This window comes from Halosimplex aquaticum (assembly GCF_028747785.1).
Classification (GTDB): Archaea; Halobacteriota; Halobacteria; order Halobacteriales; family Haloarculaceae; genus Halosimplex; species Halosimplex aquaticum.
On record NZ_CP118158.1, the window covers coordinates 130,085 to 148,499 of the forward strand.

Sequence of the window (18,415 nt, forward strand, 5' to 3'; positions counted from 1 at the left end):
GGATGACACTCGACCGGTTCCGGCCCGCGGTGAAAGGCGTCCTCGCGCCGTCGGTGAGCCTCGCCAAGCGCGTCGGTCTGACCCCCAACGGCGTGAGCGTCATCGCGCTCCTGCTGGCGCTCGTCGGCGCGGCCGCCTTCGCGCTCGCGCCCAGCCGCGATCCCCTTCTCTACGTCGGCGGGGCCGTGGCCGTCGCGCTCAACGGCTGGCTCGACCTCGTCGACGGCGAACTCGCCCGCGAGACCGGCACCGGGGGCCCCGCGGGCGATCTGCTCGACCACGTCATCGACCGCTACGCCGACATCGTCGTCATCGCCGGGCTCGCCGCGGGGATAGAGGCGTACGCGATCGGAATGGCCGCCGTCACCGGCGTGCTGATGACCTCCTACCTCGGGACGCAGGCCCAGGCCGTCGGCCTCGACCGCGTCTACGGCGGTCTGGTCGGTCGCGCGGACCGCCTGGCGCTGGTCGTCGCCGTCGGCGTCGTCGCCGGCTTCGTCACGCAGTCGTTCTCGGGACTGACGGTCGTCGGCTGGCTGCTCGTCTTCTTCGCCGTTGTCGGCCACTTCACCGCGCTCCAGCGGTTCTATTACGCGATGAAGGCGCTGTGAGCGCGGTCGAATCGCCGGACGCGGCGCGTGTTCGACGGCGAAAACGACAGGCCCAAATCGCCGGAGAACGTGCCGATCGTACGGAGCGCGTGCCGCCGTGAAACAACCAGGCACGACTTCGCACACCATGTCAGACGCACACCTCGATCCGTCGAGAACCAACAGGATCGGCACACAGATCGGACTCGTCCTCGAAGACCAGCGCACCGCCGAGTTGCGGCAGGTCATCTACACCGACCAGCAGGTCGTCCTCCTCCGGGACGAATCGGGCGGGACGACGCTCGTCAGGCGCGGAAGCTTCGACGCCGAACTCGGGACCCGCTACCGGCCGCGGCCGGGGGCCGAGATGCCCAGCGACGCCGGGCAGTACGACCGCCTGCGCGAGCGACTGGCCGCCTACGAGCGCGAGGACGGCCGCAAGGCGAAACACAAGGCCGACGCGCTGCGGGAGGCGCTCGACATCCTCTCCGAGCCTGACCCGGAAGACGGAGACGGCGGTGAGGCCGAAGACGAACCCGCCGACGACCCGGAGGTCCCCTTCGAGGAGGTCCCCGGAATCGGCCCGAAGACGGCCGGGAAGCTCAGGACCGCGGGATACGTCACCGAGAGGGACGTGCGCGCCGCCGGAGACGACGCGCTGCTCGCCGTCGCCGGGCTCGGTCCGGAGAACCTCGAAAACCTCCGGGAGTTCGTGGACTGAACGGGCGCGACCGGCCGGAGAGGCGACGGCCGTCCGCCGCTACCACTCGATCAACACGTCGTCGCCGACGCCGAGGCCGAACGCGTCGTCGCCGCGGCCCTGGTTGACGGCGAACTCCACGTTGCCGTGGCTCCCGACGGTGACGAGTCGGTCGCCGACGTCGAGCGCCGCGTAGGCGTTCCGAACCGGAACTGACTCGCCGCCGACGCGGACGGTCTCGCGGTCGGCCACGACGTCTCCGGGAACGTTCGTGACGACGTTCCCGAACCCGTCGACGACGAGCACCTCGCCGCGGGCCGACGACTCGCCGACCTCGGGGTCGGGGAACCGCAGGTCGACGCACTCGTCGGTCCGGGTACAGCGATCGATTTCGCCGATCGAGTCGGCGTCGTGGACGTCGGCGGCCGCCGGCGCGAACACGTCGCGCCCGTGGAAGGTGTTGCTGGCCGTCTCGTCGTCGCTGTAGTCGACGTCCCAGACGGCGAAGTCGCTCTCACCGGCGAGTTCCCGGGCGACCGGGACGGCGACGCCGTTGTCCGGCGCGACGATCTGATGGTCGCCGGCTTCGACGACGATGGCCGCTCGGTCGGTCCCCACGCCGGGGTCGACGACCACGCAGTGCGTCGCGGGCGGGAAATACGGGAGCACCTCGCGGAGCCAGAAGGCCGCGGCGCGCACGTCCTGGCGGGGGAAGTCGTGGGCGACGTCCTCGATCCGCGCGTCGGTGCGCGAGCAGATCACGCCGCGCATCGCCGCGGGGTACGGGCTCGGGAAGTCCGAAGCGAGCGTTATCATACGCCGATACAGGAGTATTCGTCGGTTAATTCACTCGGTATTGGACGAGGACAGCGGATCGGTCGCCACTGCTGGGAGTGGCCCCCTGCGGTCACAGCACCCGCGCGTCGGCGGGGTCGAAGCCGAGCGTCAGCGACTCGTCGTCGTGGGGGTCCGGGGTCCGGAAGACGACGGTCCGGTCGCCCCAGTCGGCGTAGTACCGGGTGGTCTCGCCGAGGAACTCCGCCGTATCGACGGCGACCTCGAATCGGTTGTCGTCGGCGTCGACGACCAGGTCCTCCGGGCGGACGCAGAAGGTGAGGTCGTCGGTCGCCAGGTCGCCGTCGTCGACCGTGAACTCGCTCCCGTCGACGGCCACCGTCGTCGACCCGTCGTCACGGGTGCCGACGAGTTCGCCGCGGAAGAGGTTGTTCTCGCCGACGAACGAGGCGACGAACTCCGTCGCGGGCCGTTCGTACACCTCGCGAGGGGTGCCCACCTGCTCGACGCGGCCGTCGGCCATCACGGCGAGCCGGTCGGAGATGGCGAGCGCCTCCTCCTGGTCGTGGGTGACGTACACCGTCGTCACGTCGAGTTCCGTCTGGATGCGCTTGACCTGGCGGCGGAGCGTCTCCCGGAGGCGGGCGTCCAGCGCGGACATCGGCTCGTCGAGCAGGAGGATCTCGGGGGCCGGCGCGAGCGCTCTGGCCAGGGCGACCCGTTGCTGTTGCCCGCCGGAGAGCTGGTCGGGCTCGCGGTCGCCCATCCCAGACAGGTCGACGAGGTCGAGCAGTTCGGTCACGCGCTCGTCGACCGACTTGCCGCCCGGCGGGTCGGCGAACTTGAGGCCGTAGGCGACGTTCTCGCGGACGCTCATGTGCGGGAAGAGGGCGTAGTTCTGGAAGACGATACCCACGTCGCGGTCCTCGGTGGGAACGCCGGACACGTCCTCCCCGTCGAAACGAACGGTCCCGCTCGTCGGGGTTTCGAGGCCGGCGATAGTGCGGAGCGTCGTCGTCTTGCCGCAGCCGGAGGGGCCGACGAGCGTGAAGAACTCGCCCGCGGCGATGTCCAGCGAGACGCCGTCGAGCGCGACGGTGTCGGCGAACTCCTTGCGGACGGCGTCGAGTTCGAGCCTACCCACCGAAACCACTCCCCTCGCCGAGGCGGTCGATGATCACGAAGCTCACGCCGGTCACGACGAGCAGGACCACGCCCATCGCCGTCGCGGGGCCGAGCCGTCGGCCGATGAACCGCTCGATGGCCACTGGCATGGTGTAACTCGTTCCGCCGGTGGCCAGTATAACCGTCGAATCGAACTCGCCGATGCTGATGGCGAACGCGAAGGCCGTCCCCGCCAGGATGGCCGGGACGACCAGCGGCAGTTCGATGTCGAGCATGACCCTGGCGCGAGAGGCGCCCAGCGAGCGCGCCGATTCGACGATGGAGTCGTCGATGCCGGCCAGGGCCGGCGCGACGTTCCGAGTGACGAAGGGGTACGCGCCGACGGCGTGGGCGGCGACGATGGCGAGCGGCCCCGCGACGGTGAACCGGTAGCCGAAGGCCTCGGTGCCGAAGACGAACCCGCGGAGGAGGCCGAGGCCGACGACGACGCCGCTGACGGCGAACGGCGCCATCGCCAGCGTGTCGATCAGCTTCCGCCCGCGGAAGGTCCGCGTGCTGACGACGGCGAGGAACACGCCCATCGGCACCGCGAGCAGGAGCGTCCCGCCGCCGAACAGCAGCGAGTTCGTGACCGCGGTCAGCGGCTTGACCTGGAACTCGTAAGCGGTCGCCTGCCGCTCGACCAGGAACCGGTAGTTTCGCAGGGTGAACCCCTCGGGGCCGGTGACGCTCGCGAGGACGAGACTCACGATGGGGACGACGAAGACGACGACCGCGACGACGGCGTACCCCCAGGCGAACAGCCGGCTCTTGGTGACCGAGCCGAACAGGTCCATCCGCTCGGGAGGGCGAGCGGCGCTCGCGGCGCGCTGGCGCGCCTCGTAGCGGAGGTACGCGTAGGTGAGCGCCAGCGAGAGGGCCATCTCCATGACGGCCAACGTCGAGGCCGTCCCGTAGTCGAGCTGGCTGATCCGGTGGTACACCCACACCTCCACCGTCGCGAGGCTGAGCCCGCCCAGCGCGAGGACGATGGCGAACGACATGAACGAGAAGATGAAGGTGAGCAACGCGCCGGTCAGGACGGCGGGGAGCAACTGCGGGACGAGCACGTCGCGGAACGCCCGGAGCGGCGAGGCGCCAAGCGAGCGGGCGGTCTCGGTCATCTCCGCGTCGACGCCCTCCCACGCGGCGGCCGTGATCCGGGCGATCAGCGGCGCGTCGTAGAACGCGTGGGCGAGGACGATGATCAGGAGCGTCCCGCGCAGATTGACCGTCGGGAGCCCGACGGCCCCGAGTACGACGTTGACCACGCCGTTCTCCCCGAAGGTCGCGACGAACCCGATGGCGACCAGAATGGTAGGCATCACGAACGGCAGGGCCGTCAGCGAGCGGATCGTCTTGCGGCCGGGGAACTCGAAGCGCGCGAGGACGTACGCGCCGGGGACGCCGAGCGCGACGGCCGCGATTGTCGACAGGATCGCCTGATAGACCGTGAAGCCGAACAGGTCGAGGTAGAACTCGTCGGCGAGGACGTCGGCGAAGCGCGCCAGCGAGTAGACGCCGTCGACCCGCACCGACTCGACGAGGACGATCCCCACCGGGTAGAAGAAGACGAGTCCGAGGAGCGCGAGCGTCACCACTGCCAGCAGGGGGACGCCGACCCGTTCAGCGACCCGGCCGGGCCTCATCGGCTCAGTTGCTGGCGATCTGCTGGGACCAATCGTCGAGCCACGGCTCGACGTTGCCCATCAGCTCGTCGTAACCGAAGCTGACGATGGTCTCCGGTTCGTGGACGAGTTCGTCGAAGTCGTCGGGGAGGTCCGCGTTGTCGACCGCCGGGAGCGCGACGTTGCGCTGGGCGATCTCGGCCTGGATTTCCGGCTGGAGGACGAAGTCGATGAACTCCGTTGCCAGGCCCATCTTGTCGGTGCCGGTGAAGGGCGCGGCGCCCTCGACGTAGGCGTAGCCCTCGCCGTTCGGGAAGCCGATCTGGTGTTTCGCCATGTCCTGGTCGTAGCGGTCGGCGTACACCTGGTCGGTCGAGAAGGAGACGACCATCGGCGCCTCGCCCTTCGAGTAGGCGTCGTAGGCGGTCCCCCAGTCTTTCAGGATCTGCGTCCCGTTGTTCATCAGCTTGCTCCAGTAGTCGAGGTAGCCGTCCTCGCCGAAGTGGTCGACCGTCCAGAAGAGGAACTCCAGGCCGGTCTCGCTGTTCTGCGGGTTCGGGACGATCAGTCCGTTCTCGTAGGGGTCGCTGGCGAGGTCGTCGAACGTCTGCGGCGCGTCGACGCCGCGCTCGTCGAACGCGTGCTGGTTGTAGACGAGGCTGATGTAGGAGGCGCCGACCGGGATGGCCCGCTCCTGGGGGTCGAAGCGGTAGTCGTCGACGACGTGGCCCACGTTCGAGAGCGCGGACGTGTCGACGCTGGTGAACAGCGACTCGCCGTCGCCGGTCTCGCGGTCGGCCTTGACGAGGTTCTCCGGCGTCAGCCCGAGGAACAGGTCGGTGTCGATGGTGACGCCCTGCTGGCGCCGCTGGAGGAAGTAGTCCATGTTGCTCTCCGGCGGGAACCACTTCAGTTCGGCGTCGTGCTCGGCCTCGAACTGCTCTTTGAGCCACGGGCCCGGGCTCGAACTCGGCGCGTCGACGAACGAGGGGTACGTCCCCACGCGGAGGACAGGCGTCCCGGACGCGGTGCCGGTGACGGTGCCGTCGGCCGTTCCGGTCGAGTCGGTCGATCCGTCGCTCGTGTCGGTCGCGTCGCCGTCGCCGGTCGGTTCGGCGCTACACCCCGCGGTGAGGCCCGCCACTCCAGCGCCCACTGCTTTGACGAAACGTCGTCGGTCCATAACCGAGGAATACAGGTGGCGAATGAAATACCCCGCGATCCGGATCGCCGGGATCCGGCCAGAATCACCCGTATCGGGCCGGACACGTCAGAACTATCGGTTATCGAGTTATCAAATTGAGCGGTTCGTCCCCACGACCGAACGACCGCGACCGAGCGACCGCTACCACCGCAGTCGGACGACCGCTCACCCCAGGTCCGCGGGCACCGGCGACTCCTCGGACCGCCGCTCGTCAACCATCGCCTGCTGCTCGGCGTCGCTCATCGGCTCGAAGGACTGGGCGGCGTCCAGGATCGGGCCGACGAGTCGCGGGTCGCCCGCGTTGGTCAGCGTCGTCACGTCCTGCGAGAGGGTGTAGCGGAGACACCGCGCAAGCTCTTCGGGGTCGTCGTACGGCTCGTACCACGTGTTGTACGGTCGGTCGTCCTCGTCCAGGTCCTCCGGCCAGGGCTGCTTGGCGAAGGTCTTGATCGAGATGACGCCGATCCCCCGGTCTTCCAGTTCGCTCGCCAGGTCGAGGTACGCGTGGTCCGCGTCGTCCTTCGCGGCGACGGTGGCATTGACGGGGAACATGGCGGTCGCCAGATCCGGGATGCGTTCGACCGCCTCGCGGATCACCTCGGGGCGGCCGTGGCTCGTGACGCCGATGTGGTCGATGATCCCCTCCTCCTGGGCCTCGCGGTAGGCCTTCAGGGCGCCGTCGTCGGCGGTTATCTCGTCGATCTCCTCCTGTTCGGTGACGGCGTGGAACTGGTAGAGGTCGATGTGGTCGGTGCCGAGTCGGTCGAGCGATTCCTCCAGTTTCTCCCAGGCGCCCTCGTAGCCGCGTTCGAGCGTCTTGCAGCCGAGGAACACCTCGTCGCGGCGGTCAGCGAGCGTCGGTGCGAGCTTGACCTCCGCGGTGCCGTACTGGGGCGCAACGTCGACGTGGTTGACGCCGCGGTCGAGGACGTCCTCGGTGAGTTCGTTCGCCTCGTCCTGGTCGAGGAAGTCGAGCGCGATGGCGCCGAACGTGAGGACGGAGCTCTCCTGGCCGGTGTCGCCGAGCGGTCTGGTCTCCATACGCCCAGTACGGGCAGGGCGGGGAAAAGTTGGGGTGGCATCGGCTCGGTCGCGGCGGCCGCCCGCGTCGGCGCTCCGGCCGTCGCTGGCGTATACTTTATCAACAGTCGCCGGTAAGGGTGGATCATGGTTCAGTGTGAGATGTGCGGGAAGGAGACGAGTTCCCCCAACCGCGTCAAGATCGAGGGGGCGGAACTCGACGTCTGCGACGAGTGCACGGACTTCGGGACCGAGGTGAAACAGCAGACCTCCTCCGGCGCGTCGACGAAGTACTCCACGTCGTCGAGTTCGTCGAGCGGCTCCTCCTCCTCGACCTCCTCGTCGTCTTCGAGTTCGGGCGGTGGGTCCTCGGGCTCGCGGCGGGACATGTTCGACGAGATGGACGAGCTCGCACAGGACTACGACGAGACCGTCCGCTCGGCGCGCGAGTCCGCGGGCCTGAGCCAGGAAGACCTGGCGCGCAAGCTCAACGAGAAGGCCAGTCTCATCCGGAAGATCGAACGCGGCGACACCCTGCCGAGCGACGAGGTCCAGACGAAACTCGAGAGCGCGCTCGACGTCGACCTCTCGGCCGGAGGCACGACCGACGAGTCCGAGTGGTCGGGCGGCGACTCGACCGGCGAGTACACGCTCGGCGACGTCGTCGAGCGGAAAGACTCCTGAGACGGAACGGGCACCGAGACGGCCCCGCGGTAGAACGGTCGGGAGAACGGGTAGAATCCCGGACGGGTGGAATCGTATCGGAGACCGCGGCCCGTCGGGGCGTGGGTCGCTACTGTTGTCTGGCCACGTAGTCCGCGCCGAGTTCGTCGGCGATGCCCTGAACGGCCTCTTCCATCTCCTCGATCTCCCGCTGGAGGCGACGGAACATGTCGCTCTCGGCGAGTTCGGACTCGGTCTTCTCGATCTCGAGGACGTTCCGCTTGAGCCGCTTGGCGGTGAGCTCCCGCATCCGGTCGTTGTACTCCGAGAGCTTCATCAGTCGGTCGACGACCGCCCGGAGGCCGTCGCGGGTCACCGGTTTGACCACGTAGTCGTCACAGCCCATGTCGATGATGTCGAAGTCGGGGTCGACGGCGGTCACCATCGCGACCCGACACTGGAGGCCCCGCTCTTCGATCTCCGCGAGGACCTCGTTGCCGGAGACGATCGGCATCCGCCGGTCCAGCAGGACCACGTCGAGGTCCGAGGAGAGCATCTCCAGCGCCTCGACACCGCCGTACGCCGTCCGCACGTCGTACTCGTCGTCGAGGTACTCCGTGTACAGTTCCGCGAGGTGGGTCTCGTCTTCCACGACCAACACCGTCCCTCGCTTTTCGGTCCCCTGTGTCACAACGGACGTAGATTACGAGGACACCGCCTTAACTCTCACCCTCGGCGGCCGTCCATTCGCTGCCTCCTCCGCCGCTCTCCGACGAACCGCCCGCTCCGGTTCGACCGACCGCGACGCCAGTCTCGCCGGACTCACAACCTATTTCTCCGTCCGGGTTCGCCTCCCGGGTATGTTCGTCCTGGTCAATCTGAAAGCCTACCCGTGTGACCCGGTGGCCGTCGCCGAGGCCGCCCGCGACGTGAGCGAGGAGACCGGCGTCCGCATCGCCGTCGCCCCGCAGGCCGCCCACCTCTCGGCCGTGGCCGACACCGGCGTCGAGACGTGGGCCCAGCACGTCAGCGCCGTCGAACACGGCAGCCACACCGGCAGCACGCTCGCCGAGGCCGTCGCCGACGCTGGCGCGACAGGCACGCTCCTGAACCACTCGGAAGCCCGCCGCAAGCTCGCCGACATCGACGCGGGCCTCGACGCGGCCGAGCGCGCCGACCTGGAGACGGTCGTCTGCGCGAACAATCCCGAGCAGGTCGGCGCCGCGGCCGCGCTCGGTCCGGACGCCGTCGCGGTCGAACCGCCGGAACTCATCGGGACGGGGACGCCGGTCAGCAAGGCCGACCCCGACGTCGTCACCGACGCGGTCGAGGCCGCGGCCGCGGTGGACGGCTCGGTCGACGTGTTCTGCGGCGCCGGCATCTCGACGGGCGACGACCTCGACGCCGCCCGCGACCTCGGGGCGTCGGGCGTCCTGCTGGCCAGCGGCGTCGCCAAGGCGGACGACCCGAGGGCAGCGCTCGAAGACCTCGTCGAACCGGTCGCAGAATAACCTCCGTCGCTCCGATCGCAGCGCTGTCTTCAGGCGTCGACCGCGGAGAGGTCGGCGTGTTCTCGGACCGTTTCGGCGTCCGCCGCGAGCGAGACGGCGGTCGCGTCGTCCTCGCGCTCGACGGACACGAGACCGGCGTCGGCGAGCTTGGGGACGTGAACGTGATAGAGCTTCGCGTGCTCGGACTCGACGGCGGCGTCGCCCACTTCGTCGGCGTCGACGTCCCGCTGCCACGCGGCCAGGTCGGTCGCTATTTCCGCCAGCGCGACCTCCCCCGTCCGTTCGACGAGTCGACCGAGTACGAACCGCCTGTCGGCGTCGGAAAGCGCACCGAAGACGAGGTCGGCATCGGCGTCGAAGGACTCAGCGGCGGCGACGTCTCGCAGATCTGTCGTAGTCATCTCGCTTCGAGGGAGGTCGTCTGGCTCAATCAGGTACCGCCTTCGATGATAACGCCGTTTAACCGTCCGCGCCGCCGCCGTCGTCTTCGTCGATCAACAGCGCGCTCCTGACCAGCGCCGCGGACCCGCGTCTAACCCGCTGTGAGGCCGCGTTCGCGGAGATGTCGAGGCGGTCGCCGAGGTCCGTGGCGGTGGCCTCCCGGGGCACCTGGAAGTACCCTTCGCGGACCGCCGCCGCGAGCGCCTCGTACTGCTCTGCGGTGAGGCCGAACTCGCGCTGGCGGGGGCCGGACGGTCGCCACAGCGAGCGCACCTCGAAACGCCGCCCCGTCTCCTCGAAGTGCTCCTGGAACGCCGAGACCATCTCCTCCTCGGCGAATCGGAGGCGGAGCGACCACTGCTCGCCGCTCGCGGCGGCCTCGATGATCGCTGCGTGGTGGTCGATCATGTCGTGGATCAGGTCGCGGAACGGCTTCGCCCAGGTCAACCGGTACATCCGCTCGCCGTCGGTGCGCTCGGCCACCGAGACGGTCTCGACCGACGGTGAGGCGTCGAGTTCGCGACGGAACGCCTCAAAGTCGCCGCCGGTGGCCCAGAGGAACGGCAGGACCTCGCGCGGGCTGTGGGTGGCGTGTCGGTCCGCCTCGACGCGCATCTCGGGAGCCGAGCGGAGCGCGTCCGCGAGCGCGAACGACTCCGCCGGGACGGTGAACTCGCCGATGACACTCATGAACGTGTTCGGGTCCGGAGCGCAATAAGCGCCCGCCGGCGGTTCCCTGCGGGATACTTGCGGATCTGTCGTCCCAGTAGGCACCGATAAACCGGTCGCAGTCCAACGGCCTGACGATGTCGGACGAACGAGAGACGGACGTCATGCGACGAACGCTCGACACCGATGCGGAGGAACCGGCGGCGGAGGTCGCGGTGGCCGTCGCCGACCTGGAGGGCACGGACGTGACGGCACTGAGCGACATGTACAGTTGCGTGGACAACGTGCTCGACCACCTCTTCTCGAACCCGCCCTCTCCGGACGCCCGGATGGAGGTGACGTTCAGCTACGAGGGGTACCGCATCACCGTCGAGCAAGACGGGACCGCGCGCTTCCTGGAGACGGCGTGAGCGCCCGCCCCTGCGGTGACCGACCGCTCCGCGGCGGACCGCGCCGGGTTGCACTCGCCGGGCGTCCGCTCTTGTCCGTGACTCGATTACGCGGCGACGATGTCCGCACGCAAGCGCGCCCCGCAGCGGACGGATGGGATCGACGCGGCGGTCGAGGCGGTCGAACGCAACGCCCGCCCTATCGAGGACGGGCTCGACCGGATCGTCGAGACGGCGACCGACGCGTCGTACGTCCTCATCGGTGAGGCCTCCCACGGCACCAGCGAGTTCTACCGCCGGCGCGCGCAGGTGACGGCCGAACTGATCCGCGAGACGGACGTGGCGTTCGTCGGCGTCGAGGGGGACTGGACCGACTGCTTCGCCGTCAACCGCCACGTCCGGGGCGACCCCACCGCCCCGGAGGACACCCGGACGGTCCTGGAGGGGTTCGACCGGTGGCCGACGTGGATGTGGGCCAACTGGGAAGTGCTCGACTTCCTGGAGTGGCTCCGCGAGTACAACGCCGAGCGCCCCCCCGAGGACCGGGTCGGCTTCTACGGACTGGACGTCTACAGCCTCTACGAGTCGATGGCCGCGGTGGTCGACTACCTCGACGACCTCGACCCGGAACTCGCCGAGCGCGCCCGCGACGCCTACCACTGCTTCGAGCCCTACGGCGAGGACGCCCGCGAGTACGCCCGGTCGACGCGGATCGCCCCCGAGAACTGCGAGGACGAGGTCGTGTCCGTGTTGACCGACATCGTCGACAAACTGCCCCGACCGGAGACGGGAGGCGACGCGGTCGACGAGTCGGCGTTCGACGCCGTCCAGAACGCGCTCGTGGCGAGAAACGCCGAGAGCTACTACCGGGAGATGGCCAAGGGCGGCCCGGAGTCGTGGAACGTCCGCGACCGCCACATGACCGACACGCTGGACCGCCTCTGCGAGCGCGAGGACACGGAGGGAGCCGCGATCGTGTGGGCCCACAACACCCACGTCGGCGACGCGCGAGCGACCGACATGGCCGACCGCGGGAAGGTGAACATCGGGCAGCTCGCCCGCGAGCGCCACGGCGAGGACGACGTCCACCTCGTCGGCATGGGCACCCACCGCGGGAGCGTGATCGCCGGCCGGTCCTGGGACGCGACGCCCGAGCGGATGGAGGTCCCGGCCGCGACGAACGCGAGCTACGGCGACGTGTTCCACCGCGCCGGCGTCGGCGACGCGGCGATGGTCTTCGACGACGCCGACGCGTCGGGGCTCGAACCCGAGCGCGGCCAGCGCGCCATCGGCGTCGTCTACCACCCCGAGCGCGAACTCGGCAACTACGTCCCGACGGTCCTGCCCGAGCGCTACGACTCGTTCGTCCACGTCGAGGAGAGCCGGGCGCTGTACCCGCTCGCGACGCACAGTGAGCGCCGCGATGTCCCCGAGACGTACCCCTGGGGCGTCTGACCGAGCGAGGGCGGTGACGGTGCCGTTTTGGGGCGCCCGTCACTAGGCGGCCCATGGTCGACGACGACGTCGGTCGCGAATCCGACGACGCGAGTCGCGAGCGGGCGGCCGACACGGACGCCGTCGACGCCGTGACGCCGAGTTCCTACCTGCTCGTCGTCCTCGGCGCGGGCAGCTACCTGCTCCTGATGGCGAACTGGTTCGCCCTCGCCGCGTTCCTCGACCCCATCGCCGACGGCCTCGGACTCTCGGACACGCAGTCCGGCGCGCTCGTCGGCGCCGTCCCGCTCACCTACGTCCCGCTCTCCTTGCTCTCGGGGCTCGTCCTCGACCGCATCGGCGCGCGCCGGGGGATCGCGATATCCGTCGGTATCTTCGGCGTCGCGCAACTGCTCCGGTCGGCGACCGGCGACTTCGCGGGCATGCTCGCGACGACGGTCCTGTTCGCCGTCGGCGCGACCGGGATCACGTTCGGTCTGCCGAAGCTCGTCGCGAGCATCTTCCCCTCGCGCCTGCTCGGGACGATGTCGACGGTGTACATCCTCGGCTCGTACGCGGGGACGGCCGCCGCCTACAGCGTCGGCCGGGCGATCCTCGGCCCCGCGCTCGGCGGCTGGCGGCCGACCTTCCGCGCGCTCGGCGCCGCGGCGCTCGCCTTCCTCGCCGTCTGGGTCCCCGTCGCACTCTGGCACGGTCGCCGACACGGGACGCCCTACGGCGGCGACGGCGAGAGCGCCTTCTCGCTGGCCTCCCTCCGGACCGACGTGGCGCGGGTGTTCTCCCACCGCGTCATGCGGCTGCTCGTCGTCGTCGGCACCGCCTACCTCCTGCTCGGCCACAGCCTGCAGGGGTGGCTCCCGACGCTCGCCGGATCGCGGGGCGTCTCCCCCGAGGTCGCCGCGACGGTCGCCACGCTGTTCGTCGTCGGCCAGGCGGTCGGCACGGTCGTCGTCCCGCCCGTCTCGGACCGCCTCGGCCGCAGGCGCGACGGCGTCGTCGCCTGCGGACTCGCCGCCGTGGCCGGTGTCGTCGCGCTCGCCTTCGTCGGGGACGCCGTCGGCGCCGGCGCGGCCGCGCTCGTCGCCGGGAGCGGCGTCGGCGGCGTCTCGCCGCTCGTCCGCGCCATCCCGACCGAGATCGAGGACATCGGTCCCGCGCTGACGGCGACAGCTGTCAGCCTGATATTCGCCGTCGGCGAACTCGGCGGCTTCTTCGGCCCGTTCCTCGTCGGCGGGCTCCGCGACCTGACCGGGTCGTTCCTCCCTGGCCTCGCCGTTCTCGCCGTCGGCGCGCTCGCGATGGTCGCCGCCGGTCTGCGACTGCCCGAGATCTGATCGGACCTCGGCGGTCGCTCACACCTGGTAGCCGAACCGCGTCACCTGCCCGATCTCTTCGGGGATCCGGAACACCGTCGCCTCGATCGGTCCGATCCCCTCCTGCTCGCAGTCACCGTCCCGCTCGGCGTCCTCGTACGTCAGCCTGATCGCGGCGGACCCCTCGGGCCCCTGTTCGGCCGCGCCCCACCGGAGCCGCTCCAATCGGCGGGTCACGCACTTCTCGACGTAGTACTGGTGGACGACGAGGGTCGCCGTCGAGAGGTCGGTCTCGGCCGCGAAGGTGCGAGCCGCCTCTGCGCCCGTCCTCGCGCCGGAGAAGTCCAGGGCGTCCCGTTCGTCCGCGTCGTTGACGGTCCAGTACTCGTCGGCCATCCGTGTCGGCGTCCCCAGCATGCTCTCGTCGGTCGAGCGGGCCGACGAGGTGACCGCCGGCTCCCCGTCGTCGTTTCTGACGGTCCGGGCAGCCGGATCTGAGACGCTGTGCTCGAAGGACCGTTCCGTGGCCGTGGGCGTGTCGGTCGACGCTCCGCCGCTGTCCGCACAGCCGGCCACTCCGGCGAGGAGGGCTGCGGCGCCCGTCGCGAGAACGCGGCGCCGCGAGAACGATGGCATACCCGAACTGTTCGCCACGTTGACGTGAGTTTTGTGATCGGAGGCGCACTCGGGCGCCGGGAAGGGCCGCCCACGGCCGCCGGAGGTGTGAGACAGGTGATCGAAGAAGAGCGGACACCGCGTGCGGTCTCGCGAGCCAGTCAGTCGAGGAGTTCGACTTCGTCGTTGTCGGCTGCGACGGACAGGTCGTCGGTCGGGTCGTCGGAAGTGTCGGAGTCGTCGGGCCGGAGGTCGTCGAGACCGTTGCCGGTGTCTTCGTTCGGGGTGGCGTCCTCGGCGGGCACGTCTCCGGCGCCCGCGGGGTCGTCGGCCGACACGTCGTCGAGGTCGCCGTCGTCGAGCGCCTGCTCGACCTGCTGGACGAGCGAGTCGACGCTCTCCAGGTCGGTGCGCTCGGCGAGGAGTTCGGGGACGCGGTAGTCGTAGCGGCCGCGGCCGACGTGTTCGACGAGGCCGTTGACGCGCAGGCGGCGGTTGCGGGCGTAGGCCGCGGTGCGGTCCTCGGAGCCACCGGCGGCGAACAGCGCGTCGATCGGCGTGCCGGGGCCGTGGTCGCGGTAGTAACGGAGCATCTGGCGCGTCTCCGGGCTCAGGTCCGCGAGGTCGTCCGCCAGGTCGCTGGCGAACGCCGAGGCGTCCTCGACCGAATCGGCGTCGACCGTCGCGGTCGTCCCCGCCTCGAACGCGTCGGTCGCGCGGTCGCCCAGCGGGTTCCCGTCGACGGCGTCGAACCCGCGGGTCATCGCCGCCGTGTCGGTCGCGCCGTCCGAGTCGGCCGCGTCGTTCACGACGCCGCCGTCCGTCGCAGCGCCCGCCGCCTCGGCGACCGAGTCGTCTGCGTCGTCGCCGAACGCGCCGGCCATGTCGAACATTCCGGCGCCAGCGTCGCCGTTTGCGCTCGCGTCGGCGCTCCCCTCGTTCGCCGCGGTCGCGTCGCCGTTCGCGTTCGCGGGGGCCGCTCCTCCGCCGGCGGCTTCGCCGTCGCCGTTCCAGGTCATCGCGTTCTGCTCGTAGCCGTCGTCCTCGCGGGCGGTCTCGTCGGGGAGCGGCGGTTCCTCGTCGCGGTCGGACGCGCCGTCGCCCCACCGGCCGACCTCGTCGAACGACGCCTGGTCCCCGGTCGCGGCCGCGCGCCGCTCGCGCATCCGCTCCTGTTCGGTGCGGCCCGGGTTGGCGCCCTTGACGTGGTCGACCAGCGCCTGCGTGAACTGGTCGGCCATCCGCTGCATGTCCCTGGCGTCCTGCAGTTCCGCTTCCAGTTCGGCGATGCGGGAGTTCTTCTCGTCGAGCTCGTCGCGGAGCTCGGCGATGCGGTCCTCGGTCTGTTCTTTCTCCTCGCTGATCTCCGCGAGTTCGGAGACGAGATCGTCGCTGACGGACTTGAGGTCCGGGCGCTCGAAGTCGTCGAGGCCCGGCGTCGCGCCGGCGTCGAAGGTCTGCTTGCGGTGGAACTGGACGCGCTGGATGTCCTCGTCCCAGTCGTTCATCATGAACGCCTCGCCGTCGTCCAGGTCCTCGACTGCCTCGGCGTAGCTGTTGTCGAGCACCCGGCTGACGACCTTGGTGTCGTTGTTCCAGGTGAGCCGGTGCCAGACGAGCCAGTCGCACTGGGTGATGAAGTCCTTCTTCACGTCGGCGGGGCGCTGGCTGATGCCGACGATGCCCAGGCCGTGCTTGCGGCCGCGCTTGCTGATCTTGATGAGCATCTTGCCGCACTCGCCGACGCTGCCCTTCTGGGGGATCCACTCGTGGCACTCCTCGACGAGCATCAGGAAGGGCTGCTTGAGCTTCTTGGCCTTCGCGAAGAGGCGCTTGGAGACCTCGGTCAGGAGTTCGGCGGCCTCCTCCTCGTCGAGGAACGAGGAGACGTCGAGGATGATGGGGACGTTCTGTTCGAGGGCGAGGGTGGCGATCTTCTCGGCGTGTTCGACCGTGACCTGGATGTCGCACTCGTCGTCGGCGCCGGCGTGGAGGATCTCGTACTCCTCTTTGAGGCCGTAGTACTCGCCGTCGATGTCGACGATGAGCATGCCGAAGCCGTTGTCGAGGAGCTTCTCGACGACGACGCTCGCGGTGTTTGACTTGCCCGAGCCGGACTTGCCGGTGATGAAGCCGCGGCCGGTCAGCAACTCGACGACCGGCAGGTCGACCGACCGACCCGGCTCGCCCGACCCACAGGGCCCGTCGCTGACGTCCGCGACGGTGATCGACTCTGTCTCTGCCATTACCGATCGACAGCCGCGGCGGAGCCATAAGCCCCCGTCAGACCTCCGTCTGACGACCCCGCGGCCGCAGCCGTTTCTCGCTCACCGCGACCCCCCGTCGCTCGACGCCAGTTCTTCGCGCTCTCCGACTGCTACCGTCACCCTCGTCCTCCCCACGCGCCGACGTCCGTGGAGTTCTGGGAAGACCGCGAGCGGCCGCCCGTTGTGAAGCGAAGTGACGTGTTCGATGGTCAAGCGATTTAACCGCGGAGCGCGAACGTGGAGTAGAGTGGTTGCGACCGATGGAGTGGATGGGACAGTGACGCGTTACGAGACGACCGTCGAGGAGGGGACGGTCTACGTCGGCGCGCCGGACGGCCCGCTGGAGATCGGGTCGCTGGAGACGGTGCTCGACGCCGTCGGCGGCCCGTCGTGGACGATCAGTTACTCCCCCGCCGAGAAGGAGCGCCACCCGGAGATGGACACCGGCGACGAGGGGCTCACCGTCGACGTCGTCGACATGATGCACACCATGACCTTCGGCGAGCGCTTCGTCGAGACGATGGCCGCCCACCCGACCGAGACCCCCGAAGACGGCGACCTGTCCCCGCGGATGGGACTGTTCGTCGGCAAGCTCCTGGACAACTTAGAGAACGGCGTCGACTGACGCCGCGTTACCCGACCGGCAGGGCCCGGACGAGGCCAGAAAGCGGAGTCGTGCCGACGGCGGCCGGCGAGTCGGTGCCGACGGCGGCCGGCGCCTCGGCGCCGACCGCGTTCGTCGTCGTCTCGTTGGCGCTCGCGAAGCCGAAGCCGATGTAGATTATCGTCGTCCCGTCGGGCGAGCGGATCTCGAAGTCGTACTCCCCGGAGAGCGCGGTCGCGTTCTCGGGTGCGGGCGGCGTCGCGGCGAGTTGCGCCGGGCCGCCGTCACTGGAGTAGTAGACGTAGACGGACTCGTTGGCGCCCAGGTCCTCGCTCAGCGTCAGGTTCACGGTCCGGTTGTCGTGCGTGGCGACGACCGTCGAGTTCGCCGGCAGGGCGTCGGGGCCGTAGTTGGTGAGCGTGAAGTACGAATCGCTCGCGTTCATGTCGACCGAGACCGCGGGCTGGGCGACCGCGCGGTCGCTCCAGAGCGGTTCGAGCGGCTCGGCGTCGCCGGTCGCGAGCAGTTCGAGGTCGTACGAGTAGTCGAAGGTGGACCCGTTCTGCTCGTAGGAGACGGTCGCGTTCAGCGCGCGCACCCGCCCCTCCTCGTTGACGACGATGGTCGCGTCGAAGCGCTCGACGGCCGCAGTCCCGTTGAACACGGACTCGTTCACCCCGGCCGCGGTGAGCGTCGTCAGGTTCTCACCGCCGACGGTCTCCGTGGACTCGACGGTGAAGTTGCCCAGCGAGAGCGTCCCCGCGAGGAGCGCCTCGCCGGTGACCTGTTCTTCGACGTACCGCCGCGGCAGGTCGTCGGAGAACGGGTCCGCCGGGCCGGCCGTGGCGTTGAGGTACTGCTTGGTGTACTCCGTCCGGTTCTCGTAGCTGACCTTGCTCACGAGGACCGTCTCGTTGGCCCACTGGTCGCTGAGGAACCGGACCGTCTCGTTCTCGTCCTCGAACGTGCCGACCGTCCGGAGCCGGAAGGGGCTCACGCCCTCGCCGAACGTCGACGTCGTCGACTGGCTGACGTAGTAGCTGTCGTTGACGCTGTACTCGCTCCCGACCGCGAGCGTCGCGCCGGTCTCGTTGACCGCCGTCACGTGAGCCTCCACGAGAGCCGTGCTGTTCGTCACGCCCTCGTCCCCGACGCCGGGCGGGAGCGGTTCGTTCGCAGCCTGTGTGGCAGTCGCCACGGCCCCGGCCGCGCCGAGGGCACTCACCGCCAGCAGGACGACGCAACCTATCGCACCGAGCGCTTGTGTCGTAGTTCGCATCGAGTTTCCACACCACGCCACCGGAGATAAACCGACGTGTCAGTTCACGAATAGTCACACGTTTCCCCGCGGTAGCGGGTGTTTACGCCCGCCGGATCCCCGTCTGAG

At 69.6% G+C, this 18,415-nt stretch carries 19 protein-coding genes; 8 read left to right on the top strand and 11 right to left on the bottom strand.

Features of this window, described 5'->3' with window-relative positions; genetic code table 11:
• Positions 1-2 precede the first annotated feature (2 nt).
• A complete protein-coding gene (locus PSC72_RS00720; RefSeq protein ID WP_274323986.1) occupies positions 3-611 on the top strand; it encodes a CDP-alcohol phosphatidyltransferase family protein in 609 nt (202 codons plus the stop codon).
• Positions 612-738: 127 nt separating this feature from the next.
• Positions 739-1,311, top strand: coding sequence for a helix-hairpin-helix domain-containing protein (locus tag PSC72_RS00725; protein ID WP_274323987.1), 573 nt, complete (start codon positions 739-741; stop codon positions 1,309-1,311).
• A 39-nt stretch (positions 1,312-1,350) separates the two neighbouring features.
• Here PSC72_RS00725 and PSC72_RS00730 read toward each other — a convergent pair whose 3' ends face one another.
• The 5 genes from PSC72_RS00730 to PSC72_RS00750 all read right to left on the bottom strand — a co-directional run bounded on the left by PSC72_RS00730 (position 1,351) and on the right by PSC72_RS00750 (position 7,122).
• The gene (locus PSC72_RS00730) at positions 1,351-2,106 is read right to left on the bottom strand and encodes an SAM hydrolase/SAM-dependent halogenase family protein (protein ID WP_274323988.1); all 756 of its coding nucleotides are present in this window, start codon (positions 2,104-2,106) and stop codon (positions 1,351-1,353) included.
• A gap of 91 nt (positions 2,107-2,197) precedes the next feature.
• Positions 2,198-3,229 carry an ABC transporter ATP-binding protein gene (locus PSC72_RS00735; protein WP_382260968.1) on the bottom strand — a complete coding sequence of 344 codons (1,032 nt, stop codon included), beginning with the start codon at positions 3,227-3,229 and terminating at the stop codon, positions 2,198-2,200.
• Positions 3,222-4,898, bottom strand: a complete 1,677-nt coding sequence (locus tag PSC72_RS00740; protein ID WP_274323990.1) for an ABC transporter permease — start codon at positions 4,896-4,898, stop codon at positions 3,222-3,224. Before PSC72_RS00740 ends, PSC72_RS00735 begins: the two co-directional genes overlap by 8 nt.
• Before the next feature lie 4 nt (positions 4,899-4,902).
• A complete protein-coding gene (locus PSC72_RS00745; RefSeq protein ID WP_274323991.1) occupies positions 4,903-6,060 on the bottom strand; it encodes a thiamine ABC transporter substrate-binding protein in 1,158 nt (385 codons plus the stop codon).
• A gap of 186 nt (positions 6,061-6,246) precedes the next feature.
• The gene (locus PSC72_RS00750) at positions 6,247-7,122 is read right to left on the bottom strand and encodes an aldo/keto reductase (RefSeq protein WP_274323992.1); all 876 of its coding nucleotides are present in this window, start codon (positions 7,120-7,122) and stop codon (positions 6,247-6,249) included.
• 126 nt (positions 7,123-7,248) lie between these two features.
• Here PSC72_RS00750 and PSC72_RS00755 point away from each other — a divergent pair, with 126 nt between their 5' ends.
• Positions 7,249-7,785: a multiprotein bridging factor aMBF1 gene (locus tag PSC72_RS00755; protein ID WP_274323993.1), complete on the top strand. Its 537-nt coding sequence runs from the start codon at positions 7,249-7,251 to the stop codon at positions 7,783-7,785.
• 109 nt (positions 7,786-7,894) lie between these two features.
• Here the strand turns inward: PSC72_RS00755 and PSC72_RS00760 are convergent, their stop codons facing one another.
• Positions 7,895-8,425: a response regulator transcription factor gene (locus tag PSC72_RS00760; protein ID WP_407653017.1), complete on the bottom strand. Its 531-nt coding sequence runs from the start codon at positions 8,423-8,425 to the stop codon at positions 7,895-7,897.
• Between the two features lie 199 nt (positions 8,426-8,624).
• On the opposite strand from PSC72_RS00760, the gene tpiA reads away from it, so the two are divergent.
• The gene (gene tpiA, locus PSC72_RS00765) at positions 8,625-9,275 is read left to right on the top strand and encodes a triose-phosphate isomerase (RefSeq protein WP_274323995.1); all 651 of its coding nucleotides are present in this window, start codon (positions 8,625-8,627) and stop codon (positions 9,273-9,275) included.
• A 29-nt stretch (positions 9,276-9,304) separates the two neighbouring features.
• On the opposite strand, the gene PSC72_RS00770 is transcribed toward tpiA, so the two are convergent.
• Together PSC72_RS00770 and PSC72_RS00775 are read right to left on the bottom strand one after the other, a co-directional pair.
• Positions 9,305-9,676, bottom strand: coding sequence for a DUF7344 domain-containing protein (locus PSC72_RS00770; RefSeq protein ID WP_274323996.1), 372 nt, complete (start codon positions 9,674-9,676; stop codon positions 9,305-9,307).
• Between the two features lie 58 nt (positions 9,677-9,734).
• The gene (locus PSC72_RS00775; RefSeq protein WP_274323997.1) at positions 9,735-10,406 is read right to left on the bottom strand and encodes a helix-turn-helix domain-containing protein; all 672 of its coding nucleotides are present in this window, start codon (positions 10,404-10,406) and stop codon (positions 9,735-9,737) included.
• A gap of 116 nt (positions 10,407-10,522) precedes the next feature.
• Here PSC72_RS00775 and PSC72_RS00780 point away from each other — a divergent pair, with 116 nt between their 5' ends.
• The 3 genes from PSC72_RS00780 (at position 10,523) to PSC72_RS00790 (ending at position 13,563) form a co-directional block, all read left to right on the top strand.
• Positions 10,523-10,795, top strand: coding sequence for a HalOD1 output domain-containing protein (locus PSC72_RS00780; RefSeq protein ID WP_274323998.1), 273 nt, complete (start codon positions 10,523-10,525; stop codon positions 10,793-10,795).
• A gap of 99 nt (positions 10,796-10,894) precedes the next feature.
• Positions 10,895-12,229, top strand: coding sequence for an erythromycin esterase family protein (locus tag PSC72_RS00785; protein WP_274323999.1), 1,335 nt, complete (start codon positions 10,895-10,897; stop codon positions 12,227-12,229).
• Positions 12,230-12,282: 53 nt separating this feature from the next.
• Positions 12,283-13,563 carry an MFS transporter gene (locus tag PSC72_RS00790; protein WP_274324000.1) on the top strand — a complete coding sequence of 427 codons (1,281 nt, stop codon included), beginning with the start codon at positions 12,283-12,285 and terminating at the stop codon, positions 13,561-13,563.
• A gap of 18 nt (positions 13,564-13,581) precedes the next feature.
• On the opposite strand, the gene PSC72_RS00795 is transcribed toward PSC72_RS00790, so the two are convergent.
• Together PSC72_RS00795 and PSC72_RS00800 are read right to left on the bottom strand one after the other, a co-directional pair.
• Complete coding sequence (locus PSC72_RS00795; RefSeq protein ID WP_274324001.1) at positions 13,582-14,178, bottom strand: hypothetical protein; 597 nt, start codon at positions 14,176-14,178, stop codon at positions 13,582-13,584.
• 140 nt (positions 14,179-14,318) lie between these two features.
• Positions 14,319-16,403: a helicase HerA domain-containing protein gene (locus PSC72_RS00800; RefSeq protein ID WP_274324002.1), complete on the bottom strand. Its 2,085-nt coding sequence runs from the start codon at positions 16,401-16,403 to the stop codon at positions 14,319-14,321.
• Between the two features lie 298 nt (positions 16,404-16,701).
• Here PSC72_RS00800 and PSC72_RS00805 point away from each other — a divergent pair, with 298 nt between their 5' ends.
• Positions 16,702-17,049, top strand: coding sequence for a hypothetical protein (locus PSC72_RS00805; protein ID WP_274324003.1), 348 nt, complete (start codon positions 16,702-16,704; stop codon positions 17,047-17,049).
• A 7-nt stretch (positions 17,050-17,056) separates the two neighbouring features.
• On the opposite strand, the gene PSC72_RS00810 is transcribed toward PSC72_RS00805, so the two are convergent.
• On the bottom strand, positions 17,057-18,307 hold the full coding sequence (locus PSC72_RS00810; protein WP_274324004.1) for a hypothetical protein: 1,251 nt from the start codon (positions 18,305-18,307) through the stop codon (positions 17,057-17,059).
• Positions 18,308-18,415: the final 108 nt, after the last annotated feature.